This window comes from Candidatus Nitrosacidococcus sp. I8 (assembly GCF_945836005.1).
GTDB lineage: Bacteria > Pseudomonadota > Gammaproteobacteria > Nitrosococcales > Nitrosococcaceae > Nitrosacidococcus.
This window is the reverse complement of sequence record NZ_OX241534.1, coordinates 657,325-670,743: the sequence shown is the minus strand read 5'-3', so window position 1 is coordinate 670,743 and position 13,419 is coordinate 657,325. Positions and strand designations below refer to the sequence as shown.

The following is a 13,419-nucleotide window of genomic DNA, read 5'->3' as shown; positions in this document are numbered from 1 at the left end:
TTTCTTAGGCTACTTGCTCATGTCCTATTTACTACTACTCATTACCCGTAATGCCTTTCGGCAAAAACTTCGCACCTTACTTACCGTGATTGGGATTGTGATCGCCATTAGTGCTTTTGGTTTACTACGCACCGTAGTAGATGCCTGGTATGGTAAGGCAGAATCTGCTTCAGCTGCTCGCTTAATCACCCGCAATGCTATTTCTCTACTTTTCCCCCTGCCCCTAAGTTATAAAAATAAAATTCAACAAACCAAAGGAGTGTCGACGATTAGTTATTCCGTTTGGTTTGGCGGTATTTATATCAGTGAAAAAAATTTTTTCCCCCAATTTGCCATTGAACCTAGAAGTTATCTTGATCTTTATCCTGAATATGTACTTCCTGTCGATCAGAAAAAAGCCTTCTTTCTTGATCGACAAGGAGTAGTAGCAGGTGAACGATTAGCCAATAAGTATGGTTGGAAAATCGGGGATACGATTCCAATTCGAGGTGTGATTTACCCCGGAAACTGGAATTTTATCCTTCGGGGAATTTATCGAGGAGAGACAAAAGGGGTCGATGAAACCCTATTTATGTTTCATTGGCAGCTTTTAAATGAGCGGATTAAAGAAGGCAAAGCGACCAATGAAAACGTGGATCACGTGGGAATCTATATTATTGGGTTAGAGGATTCTAGCCAAGCAGCTAAAATTTCTCAGGAAATTGATAGTCAATTTAAAAATTCCCCTGCAGAAACTCTCACTGAAACGGAAAAAGTCTTTCAGCTCAGTTTTGTTGCTATGACAGAGGCCATCGTTACCGTGATTAAAATTGTTTCATTTCTAGTGATTATTATCATTATGGCAATTATGGCAAATACCATGGCAATGAGTGCTAGAGAACGAAAACGGGAATATGCTACCTTAAAAGCACTCGGATTCTCTGGCAATTTTATTGCACTATTGGTTTTCGGAGAATCCTTCATTATTGCTATCACGGGAGGTATTTTAGGGCTTATTCTTCTTTATCCCACGGCCCATATTTTTGTCACTAAAATAGGTACTTTCTTTCCTGTCTTTAGGGTAACTACTCAAACTGCTTGGCTTTCTATTGGTGCTGCCATTATGGTAGGACTAAGTGCAGCGGCAATCCCTGCTTGGCGTGGAGCAACTACCCCTATCCTGAGTGGTTTTCGAGATATTGGTTAGCGCCTTCATTTTTCATGAAGATTCCTTTTATCTACATTATTCGTAATCTTTGGACACGCAAGCTCACTGCCCTACTCACTGCTATTGGCATGAGTTTAGTGGTTTTCGTCTTTGCCACTGTACTCATGCTCTCTGCTGGGTTAAAAGAAACCTTGGTCGCTACCGGTAGTCCAGATAACATGATTGTACTTCGCCATGCAGCAGAAACCGAAGTACAAAGTACTATTGATCGAGAGCAAACAGGAATCATTACTAGCTTACCTAAAATAGCTTATAACTCTCAAGGAGAAAGGCTCATTTCAAAAGAGCTCATTGTACTGATTGTGCTCCCTAAAAAAATGACTAGCAAACCCTCTAATGTGACCGTTCGGGGAATTTCTAGTACGGGATTAGCACTGCGCCCCCAAGTTCATCTTATTGAAGGAAGAATGTTTCGCCCCGGAGCAAGTGAAGTCATTGTAGGCAATAAGCTAGCAGAGAGTTTTAGCCGTACTCATGTGGGGGATCAAATTCATCTCGGTATGAATAAATGGACCATTGTGGGTATTTTTGATGGAGGAAAAACAGGATTTAGCTCTGAAGTATGGGGAGATGTCAATCAACTGATGCAAGCCTTTCGCCGTAATGCTTATTCTTCTATAATTTTTAAATTAGCCGATCCTAGTGCTTTTGAGCAAACCAAAACCCTTTTAGAAAGCGACCAACGGTTGACCATTCTAGCAAAGCGAGAAATTACTTTTTATGCTGAACAATCAGAAATGATGTCACGATTTCTGAAAGTCTTAGGAGTATCTTTAAGTATTATTTTCTCTATCGGTGCCATGATTGGTGCTATGATTACCATGTACGCATCTGTGGCAAACCGTACCACAGAGATTGGCACTCTTCGTGCTCTTGGTTTTCCAAGAAGCAGTATTTTATCTGCTTTTCTTCTAGAATCCCTTGCTTTAAGCCTAATTGGTGGTTCAATAGGTTTACTTATAGCTTCATTTATGCAATTCTTCACCATTTCCACCATGAATTGGCAAACCTTCTCAGAACTTGCCTTTAGCTTTATTTTGACAGAGAAAATTATGGGACAAGCCATTATTTTCTCTTTATTTATGGGATTGATCGGTGGATTTTTACCTGCAGTCCGTGCAGCACGGATGAATATCGTAGATTCTCTACGATCTACTTAATCAAATTAATATCATTTCTATTTTAGAAATTGCAGTATTCTTTAAATTTAGGATAATATTCGCTGACCCCACTAATATCAAAGTCCATAGTTAGTCCCTCTACCTGCATGGTGATTTCTGACTTATCTTTCATTTGACGGAGGATGTCCCAAGGAGAATATCTATCCATAGTCCCACGTAATTTTAATAACCCTATATCGTGGCGAACTATATTACTTCCTGATCGCTCTACACGATTATTATCAATTTTATAGACAATATCTCGATATAATTCAGGCTTCTTTCCATCATAAAACCCTGCATAAGCATCATAGGCAAGATAGCTTGTATAAATTACGGTAATCTTTTCATTAAGCAATAAAGTGCTCTCTACCCCATTTTTACTACAATCAAAAATAAGCTCCTCATCCCCATCTTCACTGATTACCCCTATAGAATAGATGGGATAACCTTCCAAAGAATCATTAGCAAGATTATCAACCCATGCTTTTGCTTGAATATGAATGAAGAGGATAGGTATAAAAAACAGTTTTTTCATTACAGTGCTCTATATATTTATTTTTTTAATTAAGTAATTAACCAGTGATTATACAAGTATTTAGGTTAAATATCTTTCATAAGATTCTCCGAACTTTTTGTTCGGCAGTAAATAGGATTGAGCTGTAATTTATCTTTACGTTTTTTTATAATGGGAAATTTATTAGAGTAACAAGATACTTACGAGAGATTAAATAATGATTAAAATTGAATTACCTAAGAATATTGAAACCCGATTAGCAGTGCTTGCTAAGACAACGGGGCACACTGAAGATTATTATATCCGTGAAGCAATCACAGAGTATTTAGATAGCTTAGAGGATCTGCACTTAGCAGAGCAAAGATTAGCAGAGATACGAGCAGGACATGGTCAGTGGCAGAGTTTAGAGGATTTAGAAAAAAACATTGACTTGGAAAATTAAAATTAGTGATAAAGCAATAAGAGAACTAGCCGATCTTGATCGAATCGCAGTTAAAAGAATCATATCTTTTTTACGGAAAAGACTTACTTTACTAGATAACCCCCGTAGTATCGGTCAAATACTTAAAGGATCAAAGTTGGGAAATTTTTGGAAATATCGAGTAGGCAACCACAGAATAATTTGTAATATACAAGATCAAGAGATACAAATCTTAATCCTTCGTATAGGTCACCGTAAAGAAATATATAAAAATAGATAAATTTAAGCTGCCTATCCGGCGGTGAACTAGGTGTCCAAGTCGCTTGTTCGTATTCACTATTTCTAAACCGCCTATCCGGCGGTGAACCAGATACAACTCGTTGCTGCTTCAAAGTTAATTTTCTAAACCGCCTATCCGGCGGTGAACCGATCATGGTTGCTCTACTGTGCAGCGTGTTATTTCTAAACCGCCTATCCGGCGGTGAACTCAGCGATGCCGATTACTCTATCTGCATCCGTTTTCTAAACCGCCTATCCGGCGGTGAACGTGTTAGTCATTCGTTTTTATTCTCCTAATAATTTCTAAACCGCCTATCCGGCGGTGAACGGGAAACTCGAGCAAGCAGATACGTTTCTGAATTTCTAAACCGCCTATCCGGCGGTGAACTTTGCAGAACGAATTTGACACCGAGATGAGGATTTCTAAACCGCCTATCCGGCGGTGAACGGGTAATCGGTTCTACTTGTGTACAGCTTGAATTTCTAAACCGCCTATCCGGCGGTGAACGGGTAATCGGTTCTACTTGTGTACAGCTTGAATTTCTAAACCGCCTATCCGGCGGTGAACTATGTTATGCCCTGATCCTACACCTCACGAGGTTTCTAAACCGCCTATCCGGCGGTGAACAGGGTTAAGTTAGCACTATACTACTTGCTATATTTCTAAACCGCCTATCCGGCGGTGAACGTGAAATTTCAAACCCCTACGACCTTTATGTATTTTCTAAACCGCCTATTCGGCGGTGAACAATTCTAGGGTTATCAAGCACTTAGCGAAATATTTCTAAACCGCCTATCCGGCGGTGAACTAGATTTTTCTACTGTGCTCTTGTATCTTTGATTTCTAAACCGCCTATCCGGCGGTGAACTTATCAGTCACAGAGTGCTAAATGTATGCCCTTTTCTAAACCGCCTATCCGGCGGTGAACTTGTTTCATGCTACAGTCTTTACTACAGCGAATTTCTAAACCGCCTATCCGGCGGTGAACCTCTTTGATTTCATTGAAGAACTAGGATACAATTTCTAAACCGCCTATCCGGCGGTGAACCACCCCATCCCACTTAAGATTATTTATCCATTTTTCTAAACCGCCTATCCGGCGGTGAACAGTAAAAATTGTTAAAGATCCTGTAAAGCTAGTCAAACATAACCCCACGTTTTATCTGAGAATTCGCTTTAAAAGTAGGATCAGCATACTTAAATTTCAATAAAAAACCTTCCTTTTTTTACTAATTATTTAGTTTATTGTTTTTATTACAAAAAATAAATTCCTTAAAATAGGAAAGTTTAAAAGGAAGGAACTGCTGCGTAGCATTCCTTCATCTTTTTTGCAAATCCATAGGTATTAAATTGGCAAAGATCTAAATCAAGCTTTAGTCTTTCTGTACCAATATGGATGGGTAGCTTTTGCCCATTACGCTCTAAAATTAAATAAGGTGGTCGTTTTATCTTCTCCTTTTCTTCAACGTCATTGATGTTGTTTTTTAAATCAATGGGAGATAAGTGGGGTAGGATCCCTCTTTTCCCATTGCGAAGACTCAGTCGTTTTTTAAAGCTATGGGTTGTTTTTTCTGGATCTCGTAGTCGCCGATAGGCTATTTTGTCATGATTTTTGGGTACACTGGCAATGGGGTTAATTAAAATCATATTTCTCTTTTCAAGCTGAAGTAGCCCATCGTTTTGCTCTAACTGAGCTAAATCTTTAGTAACACCAAAACAACGGATGAGTTTGCCCGGCGAGTATTCTTTTAGATCTGGAAATCCTAAAGCAATGTTTAGAGAGTGGGATTTTAAAATGCCATGAATCCGAGTAAATAGTTTGCCTAAGATAAAGTGAGTGTCTTCGGCTATTCCTTGGGCATGAATTTCAATGTATTCTGAAAACATAGCGAAATGCTCCTATTTTTTCTCTTTCTTACTTTCACCACTAAAGACTCCACCTCGAATAAGTACTGCCATAAAATAGTGAATGTTGCCATTGAGATTTTTGGCGTTTGTGGTGTCTTGAAGTTGTTTTTTCAGTTCTTCAGGATTTTTAAGCAGGCTGTAAAAATCTGACTTTTCCTTATCTGGTAAACGTACTGTGGTGGCTTTACGTTTGTCTACTGTGAAAGGATCTACGGCTAAAAGATGATTGGCATGGGCATCTGGATACCAGTTATCAATGGTGCGAATGGCATTACCAATTTTTTGGCTGTGCATAGCAGCGACTTGTTGCCCATTAACCTTGACTGAAAATAGGGTTTTTGATTTCCCCCCCTTTCCCCCTTGAGATCCTTTATCCACAAACTCTTGGCTGGGGTAAACTTCTTGACCATCGCCTATGGTAATTTTAGCAGTAACATCCAAGATAAAAAATGGAATTTTACCACTGAAAGCATCGGCAATATGATGAATCCAAGGTTGGAATTCAGCTATTTTATCTTCAGGTAAATGAGGTTGATCAATAATATCAAAACTAGCTTCTTTTAAATCTTTATGGAAAGGAGCACTTAACATAATAGTACGCTGAGCACCGTAGCGATTACGCCAGAGAAATTTACCATTGATTAAGTTAGCAAAATAACGCTCGGCAAGGACGCTAAATCCTCCTTTTTCTTGATAAAGTGCAGCAATTTCCTCTAGATCATTTCTAAACTCTGGAATATTACAGCTCTCTGGCGCATTGGCATTGGCCAGAAATTTAAGGCTAAAACGTAGGGTAAAAGTATCAGTACCCGATGGCAAATGGCAGCTATCTATCCGTTGGATATTATTATCCCCTGCTAGCATTTGTTTATTAATTGCCTCTTCGTCTTGTTGTTTGTTTCCTTTATAAACACCGCTGTAATTGGCGATGGTACCTAGTACTGTTTTTTCTTGAATTGTTAGGGGATCATTTGGATTAATCCAGAATGTCCCTTCACTGGGGACAATACTGCGGGTGTAATTAAGTAAAGATGGAATTTCTACAGATGGCATAAGTGCTCCTCAATATAAAATGGTTTTTTTCTAAAAACGAATTGTTATTTGGCAGATAAATAGACAGTTTTACTTTCCCGATGGGTTTTCCAATCCCAAAGTAATCCTTGAAGCCAGTTATCATCAGTATCAGAGGTTTCTTTTGAGAAAAGTGGTAGTAACTTACGCACCCAAATAAGTTCTGCAAGACTATGGGCAGGTTCTGCATAGGCATGATTAACTGGATCGCTATCTTTTACACCATGACTGCGATTGGGGCGATCTTGAGGTTCTTCGAGTAATTGATAACCCACACAAGTAGCATAAAGCCAGCCGGGATAGCGACGTTGCTTAGGTTGTTTTTCTGCTGAGTCTGAATCGGTTTCAGGAGGAAACCAAGCTACTGCATCCATGAGGGCTTTAAAAGGATCTTCTTCTTTAGCAATGAGTTCTGCTCGGTCTTTAATAAACCAGCCAGTAGGTAATTGATTCATGGCTTGGGCGAGCTCTTTTATTTTAGAAAAAATTCGAGGCTTTCCTGCTTGAATAATATCTCCTCCAGCAATTCGGCAAGCATATAGTATCTGATTTGCCCTTTGTTCAATCCAAGCATCCATAGCAGATTTATTGCTTACTTCTAATTTAATGACTAAGCTCAAAATAGCGTGACCTTTGAGTTCAGGAATAATCGGCGGATTTATCAAATCGTCTTCATTTGGTTTATTTCCATTGCCTTTGCATAGGGCTAAGGGGTTTTTTGTCAGTCCGTCATAAATTTCCCCTTCATGAAGGCATACGGCAAATCCTTTTAAATCTGTATTGGCTTCTGGTGCATGCTTATCGAGCTCAAAATTAACTAAGCAATCTGCAAATCCAGCAATGGCAGTCAAAGGAAGGGAACACGTTAAGTGGCTACTCTCCCAATTTATATTGGTAATCTTTATCATAGGTAATAATAAATAGTACTGATCCATGCAACCCCCTAGTGGTGTAAATAATTAATTGAACGGTTGAATGCATCTGTAACTAGCTGGTAGAGAGCATCATCTAGTAGAGATTTAAAATAAAAAGTTAGGGCTTGATACGCATCCTTTTGTAATGCTTGGGTAAACTGTTGGTTACTGATAGGCAAGCTATTTAATCCAAGCAAAACATTTACCCAATGAGGTAATTGTTTAGTTTCAAGATTTTCTCTAGCTTTAATTGCATCCGGGTGATGGCTGGCTATCCAGCTTAGAAACTGATCTTGAGCTTCTAATTCTGGAATAAGCCAAGCTGAAATCTTTTTTTCTAACTGATCTAAGTGATCTTGGCGATTACCATAGGTAGTATTCCAATCGATTTCTAACCATTTTTCTAATTTTTCTGCCTCTTTTTTTGCTATAGGCAAAAATAAATAAGGAGCACTTGAGGCAGTCAATTGTTTTAATCGCCGATAATAATTATTATTTAAGTGAGCACTAGGTATAGTCATTTTTAATAAATGTAAATGCCCTCCTAGTTCATTGATTAAACTGCCTGCATTTTGTGGTTTAGTACCCCCTACTTTTAATGAAGAGGTAACAATATATGCTGATTCTTCTCGTAGTTTTTCCCGATATTGTTTGAAAGCAGCTACCATCCTTGTAGCAGATAGGGGGCTTATCACAAGATAGTCATCTCCACCGCAGGTAGGATCAGGAATAAAAATTTGTTTTAGCTGGCGATCTAACGGGGCATCATTAGAGGTACTGAAGTGATTGACTACAGCTTGATGAAAATAATCCCAGTCTTCTGTAGAAATCCCAAGATCTAATAGAATTTGCTTTAAGATTTGATCTTGTCTTGCTACTCGTTCAAGAATGCTAAGAGTTCCCTGAGAGTCTTCATAGGTAAAACTAAGCCATTGATAGTGCGCAACGTAGGCACCATTGCCTGATCCAGAAAGACTTTTAATATTTTCAAGATGGGCAGAAGTCACTAAGCCTAGTTTTTTAGGAGGTGGGATTAGGTTAGTTGCAGTAATTGATCCAGAGCTAATTTTATCGTTACGGGATTTAGGATGATGAGTGCCTATCTCTGTCACTAATGCAGCCCAAATAAATGTTCCCCCAATAGTTTTATCAATAACTTTTGCTCTTAAAGCTTCTTTTGCCCTCTCCTCCATTGCTTGTTCATTAAGCAGTATTTCCCATTCTTTATCAGAAGGGATGTCTCCATAGCAAAGACTTAAAGCAATTTTAAGTAATAAAGGAATTTCATCCTCAGCTATAAAGAGAGGTACACTACTATGTCTTAATAAAATTGCTTTAAAATCTTTAGTAGATTTTTTATCAATGTTAAGATATTGGTTTAAGTTTTCTATAAACATGGGTGATTATAATTATTATACTTTTACAAAAATTGTCATATTATTTAACACTAAATGTCACTTTTTTGTAAAGTTTTTGTCATATATTGACGTAAATTTTCACCTCTCTGATTAGAGAGTTTTTAATAATCAAGCAAATATCTTAGGGTGATTTTATGTCGATTCTTCCATCTCATCGACAAGGACTCTATTATTTAGAGCACTGCCGAATTATGGCAAAAGACGAACGAGTTGTTTATGCCAGAGACGAAAAGGCACTGACTAAATTTTTTTCGATTCCACCAGAAAACACCAATGTTATTTTGCTAGGTAGTGGTACTTCCCTTACCCAAGCAGCTGCTCGATTATTAGCCAGTGCTCAAGTGATGGTAGCTTTTGTAGGCGGTGGCGGTACGCCTTTATTTTTAGCAAGCTTGAATGAATATCGCCCTACCGAGTATTGCCAAGCTTGGATTACTCTATGGCAAGATGAGCATAAACGATTGGGCGCTGCAAAAATTTTTCAAAGAAAACGGGCAGAATTCTTATTAAAGCGATGGTTTAAGATAGCCGATCCAAAGCCTCCTCAATCTGTAGTTGAAGATTTAGCAAGCTATTATCTTTCTCAAATTGAAACTGCAGAGGATACCCAAGCTATCCTTAGCCGAGAGGCTGAATTTGCAAAAAAACTCTATGGCTTGTGGGCACAATGTACTCAAGTAAAAAACTTTACTCGAGATCCGGGTAAACGGGATTATCTAGATCCTTTTAATAGTTATTTAGATCACGGTAATTATTTGGCTTACGGCATTAGTGCCGTAGTGTTATGGGTGTTAGGAATTCCCCATGCACTGCCTTTGATTCATGGTATGACCCGGCGAGGAGCATTGGTCTTTGATGTGGCAGATATCATTAAAGATACTTGCGTGATGCCTATTGCTTTTCAGCAGGCGGCGGCGGGTCAGTCGGATCAGCAAATGCGCCAAGCTTGTATTGCATGGCTAGATCAAAGTGATGCGATTACTTTTCTATTCCAAGCCATTAAAGAGATTACCCAGCGATGATCGTACTTTTTATCAGTGAATGTGAAAAGGCAGCTTGGAAGCGATCTCGGAGAATTCTATCCCACTATGGTACCCAAATTGGACGGCGAACTTGGCTTGCTCGGATGAGCGAAGAAGGGCTTAGGGATATACGCCAAGCCCTCACTAAAACTGCCAGCCGCCATAGTGCCATTGCCTGTCATCGAATTAAAGGTCGTTATCAAACCGAATTAGTGTGGATTGTAGGGAGTCGGCGACATTTTAATTATGATGGCACCTTTTGTTTTAGCTATAGTGCAACCCCTTTACCAAAGGAAGAAGAAACTCCTCCAGCCATTCGTTTATTAAGCCATCTTTGTATTCTAGCTGGGCTTTTTCATGATTTTGGTAAGCATGGAGCTTGCTTTCAGGCAAAACTACGAGATTCTAAAGTTAATCAGAGCGATCCTATTCGCCATGAGCGGCTTTCTTTACTCTTACTTTTACGGATTATTGAGTTACTTTGCCCACCAGTCATCACAGATACACCGGCAATAGAATCGGAGTCTTCACCTGCTCCCCGTCGCCGTAGACGAAATAAGGTAAATTCAAATAGATCTTTGGATCATATTACTGATAATCAATGGCTCAATGCTCTTGCTGATTCAAAAAATGTATACGAAAAACTAAATCAAATTTGGCAAGAAACCCCAGAATCAGCTTGGCAGCATTTAATGCCGAGCGAAGGCAGTACATTACAGCCGCCATGGGGATCTATAAGAGAGGAAGAAAAACAAGGGTTACCTCTCTTATTAAGCGTCTTGTGTTTTCTCATCCTTTCTCATCATAAATTACCCGATGGCCATGAAGAAAGTTTTAGTCCTCTAGAAGAAACTTATTTAAATCAACCTGAATCGATCTTAAAGGGATTAGCTTTAGCAACAGAATATGATCCTGCTTGGCAGCAATCTCCAAAATTAGTTAATGAGATTATAAAACATGCTCGCCGAGCACATTATCTACTAGAAGAGCATGCACTTCCTGTCCATGATTATGCTCTTTGGTATAGTGCAGCACGCTATCATGCTCGTTGTGCACTAGTGCTAGCCGATCATAAAATTTCTAGTACTGCCTCTAAAGAATATGCCATTGACTCCCAATCTAAACAGGGACAACAATGTTTTGCCAACAGTTATCAAGGTCAGCTTAGGCAAACTCTTGCTAGTCATTTAGAACGAGTGGGCAAATTAGCAGGCAGAGGGTTTAATCATTTATCCCAACTTCAGCAAAACAAAAATGCGAAAACAATTGAATATTCTCCGCCTTCATTAAAAAGTCCTATTACGGTAGATGCTTTTAAGTGGCAGCAAGAGGCAGAGCATAAATTACTTAAAGTAGAAAATTTAGAGCAATCCGGTTTTTTTGGTTTGATTATGGCAGAAACTGGATCAGGAAAAACCCGAGGAAACGCTCGAATTCTAGCTGCACTCCATAAGCATGAAAACTACCGCTTTACTGTTGCCCTTGGATTGCGCACTCTAACCTTACAAACGGGGGATGAATATCGTGATGATTTAGGATTTGGCACCCTCAATGAAAGTAAGGATCAGTGTGCGGTGATGGTAGGTGGTGCGTTAACCATTGCCCTTCATGAGTTAGGCAAAGAGCAAGAAAGTATTGACTCTAATCTTACAGAGCAAGAGCAATCAGGAAGAGAGAGTAGCACATTAGATGATGATTTTTATGGCGGGCTAAGTGGCGTATTTGATTATGATCCAGATAGTCCTTGGCCTGAAGAATTAAATGCACCAAATAATCCTAAGCTCAATCATTTACTACAAGTTCCCATCTTAATTTGTACCGTAGATCATTTAATGCCATTTATTCAAAGCCAAAAGGCTTCTGCGGCATTATTGGGATTTCGGCTAGCAAGCTCAGATCTTATTATTGATGAAATTGATAGTTTTTCCACAGAGGACTTACCTGCCCTATTAAAATTAGCCTATGCGGTGGGGTTTAATGGGCGAAAATTATTACTCTCTTCAGCTACGCTACCACCTGCTATTGCTCATAGCTTTTATCAGGCTTATGAGACAGGATTTCATCGTTGGCAACAATTACAAGGCATAAATCCTACGCCTATTGCTTGTGGTTGGTTTAGTCATCATTCGGAACGTATTAAAATCAGTGAGATTAAAGATAAAAAGGATTTCGTAAATCGTCACCAAGGATTTATCGCTAAATTACTAGAAATAAATAAGCAACAGCCTGTACGCCGTCGTTTACATTCTAATTTAGTGCCCATAACAGATAGCCAAAATAAAGCATATCAAAACGTAATGGCTACTTGTTGGGAGTTACATCAGCAATGGAATCAACAAGATCCCACAACAGGTATTCATTACTCCATTGGCTGTGTACGATGGACTAATACTAAACATACTCGAGGGTTTGCCTATTATTGGCTTAACCATGAGTTTGATTTAAACGAACATGTACAGCTTAAGCTCGTTTGTTACCACGCTAAGCATCTGCCCTTAATTCGCCATCATATGGAACAAACTCTCAATAAGTTATTAAAACGTAGTAATCGACAACCCCATGAGGATTCTGATTTTTCTAAAATTCTGAACGCTTGCCAGCAGCAAGGGAAAAAACATTTATTGGTGGTGGTAAGTACTTCGCCCATTTCTGAAGTAGGCCGAGATCATGATTATGATTGGTCTATTGTAGAGCCTAACTCCTATTGGTCTTTAATTCAAATGGCAGGTAGAGTATGGCGGCATCGGCGAGATTTACAGGTCTCTCAAGGGAATATAGGAATGATGAGTCAAACGATGCGAAAATTAGAATATGGAGATCAAGCCTTAGGGTTTAGTTTGCCCGGTCCAGAATCAGGGAAGTTTGCACTAGATCCTAAACAAAGAAATGATCTTTCTCAAGTATTTGATCTTAACGGATTAAAAAAATCTATTGATTCTCGCTTTACTCTTCAAGCTCCAGAGAAGACTGAAGAGAACATAGAGGCAAAGAAGTACTACTATTCCAATATGAGTCAACTTGAACATGGGCAACTCAAAATACTTCTTGAAGATGATCAGGAGGAGAAAAAAGCTATGTATTTTATTGAAGGCAATAACTCCTCCATGATATTTACCCAAAAACATAGTCAGCTTTGCCCTTTTCGTAAAGATAGGAATTTAAATTTACTGTGGTTTGATCCAGAAGAAGAGGAAGGTTGGAGGTACCTTGATCAAGGTGATAAAAAAGGGGTCGTAAAAAAGGAAAAACAAACTAAAGGGATTAATTACCTAGTAAAAGAAATAAATAAATACAGCTCCCTTCATCAATCTTATTTTGATAATAAGGTGCTTAACTGCCATCAGCTCAATGAGGATTGGCGGGCTCAGTTAGCACAAAGGGGGTTAGAAGGTAAATACTATATTACTAACGCGCTCTCTCTTTCCTCTGGAGATGATTTTCAGGGTGGTAAATGCTTAGAATACAATGATTTAATTGGTTGGCAGTTTGTTAAAGAATAAT

10 protein-coding genes, 1 pseudogene and 1 CRISPR repeat array are annotated in these 13,419 nt (G+C 38.9%); of the genes and pseudogenes, 6 read left to right on the top strand and 5 right to left on the bottom strand.

Translation table 11 applies throughout. The features are described 5' to 3' along the window. Nucleotides 1–19 precede the first annotated feature (19 nt). Together OOL07_RS03325 and OOL07_RS03320 are read left to right on the top strand one after the other, a co-directional pair. Nucleotides 20–1,186, top strand: coding sequence for an ABC transporter permease (locus tag OOL07_RS03325; protein WP_264695006.1), 1,167 nt, complete (start codon nt 20–22; stop codon nt 1,184–1,186). A 14-nt stretch (nt 1,187–1,200) separates the two neighbouring features. Next, the gene (locus tag OOL07_RS03320) at nt 1,201–2,367 is read left to right on the top strand and encodes an ABC transporter permease (protein ID WP_264695005.1); all 1,167 of its coding nucleotides are present in this window, start codon (nt 1,201–1,203) and stop codon (nt 2,365–2,367) included. Between the two features lie 22 nt (nt 2,368–2,389). Here OOL07_RS03320 and OOL07_RS03315 read toward each other — a convergent pair whose 3' ends face one another. Beyond that, nucleotides 2,390–2,905: a hypothetical protein gene (locus tag OOL07_RS03315; protein ID WP_264695004.1), complete on the bottom strand. Its 516-nt coding sequence runs from the start codon at nt 2,903–2,905 to the stop codon at nt 2,390–2,392. A 196-nt stretch (nt 2,906–3,101) separates the two neighbouring features. Here OOL07_RS03315 and relB point away from each other — a divergent pair, with 196 nt between their 5' ends. Together relB and OOL07_RS03305 are read left to right on the top strand one after the other, a co-directional pair. Beyond that, nucleotides 3,102–3,326 (top strand): type II toxin-antitoxin system RelB family antitoxin, encoded by a 225-nt coding sequence (gene relB / locus OOL07_RS03310; RefSeq protein ID WP_264695003.1) that lies wholly within the window; start codon nt 3,102–3,104, stop codon nt 3,324–3,326. After that, nucleotides 3,310–3,513, top strand: a pseudogene (locus OOL07_RS03305) (type II toxin-antitoxin system RelE family toxin); the annotation flags it as partial. The gene relB and the pseudogene OOL07_RS03305, both read left to right, overlap by 17 nt. Before the next feature lie 71 nt (nt 3,514–3,584). Continuing rightward, a CRISPR array of direct repeats spans nt 3,585–4,693; the repeat unit is 28 nt; unit sequence TTTCTAAACCGCCTATCCGGCGGTGAAC. A 179-nt stretch (nt 4,694–4,872) separates the two neighbouring features. Here OOL07_RS03305 and OOL07_RS03300 read toward each other — a convergent pair. Genes OOL07_RS03300 through OOL07_RS03285 form a run of 4 tightly spaced genes read right to left on the bottom strand, consistent with a single transcriptional unit; the run spans nt 4,873 to nt 8,875 of the window. Next, nucleotides 4,873–5,472: a type I-F CRISPR-associated endoribonuclease Cas6/Csy4 gene (locus OOL07_RS03300; RefSeq protein ID WP_264695002.1), complete on the bottom strand. Its 600-nt coding sequence runs from the start codon at nt 5,470–5,472 to the stop codon at nt 4,873–4,875. A gap of 12 nt (nt 5,473–5,484) precedes the next feature. Further along, nucleotides 5,485–6,546 carry a type I-F CRISPR-associated protein Csy3 gene (csy3, locus tag OOL07_RS03295; protein ID WP_264695001.1) on the bottom strand — a complete coding sequence of 354 codons (1,062 nt, stop codon included), beginning with the start codon at nt 6,544–6,546 and terminating at the stop codon, nt 5,485–5,487. 44 nt (nt 6,547–6,590) lie between these two features. Continuing rightward, nucleotides 6,591–7,499 (bottom strand): type I-F CRISPR-associated protein Csy2, encoded by a 909-nt coding sequence (locus tag OOL07_RS03290; protein WP_264695000.1) that lies wholly within the window; start codon nt 7,497–7,499, stop codon nt 6,591–6,593. Nucleotides 7,500–7,507: 8 nt separating this feature from the next. After that, nucleotides 7,508–8,875 (bottom strand): type I-F CRISPR-associated protein Csy1, encoded by a 1,368-nt coding sequence (locus OOL07_RS03285; protein WP_264694999.1) that lies wholly within the window; start codon nt 8,873–8,875, stop codon nt 7,508–7,510. A gap of 155 nt (nt 8,876–9,030) precedes the next feature. Here OOL07_RS03285 and cas1f point away from each other — a divergent pair, with 155 nt between their 5' ends. Both cas1f and OOL07_RS03275 read left to right on the top strand, forming a co-directional pair. Then, complete coding sequence (cas1f, locus tag OOL07_RS03280) at nt 9,031–9,918, top strand: type I-F CRISPR-associated endonuclease Cas1f (RefSeq protein WP_264694998.1); 888 nt, start codon at nt 9,031–9,033, stop codon at nt 9,916–9,918. Beyond that, nucleotides 9,915–13,418 carry a helicase gene (locus OOL07_RS03275; protein WP_264694997.1) on the top strand — a complete coding sequence of 1,168 codons (3,504 nt, stop codon included), beginning with the start codon at nt 9,915–9,917 and terminating at the stop codon, nt 13,416–13,418. Before cas1f ends, OOL07_RS03275 begins: the two co-directional genes overlap by 4 nt. The last annotated feature ends 1 nt before the right edge of the window (nt 13,419 follow it).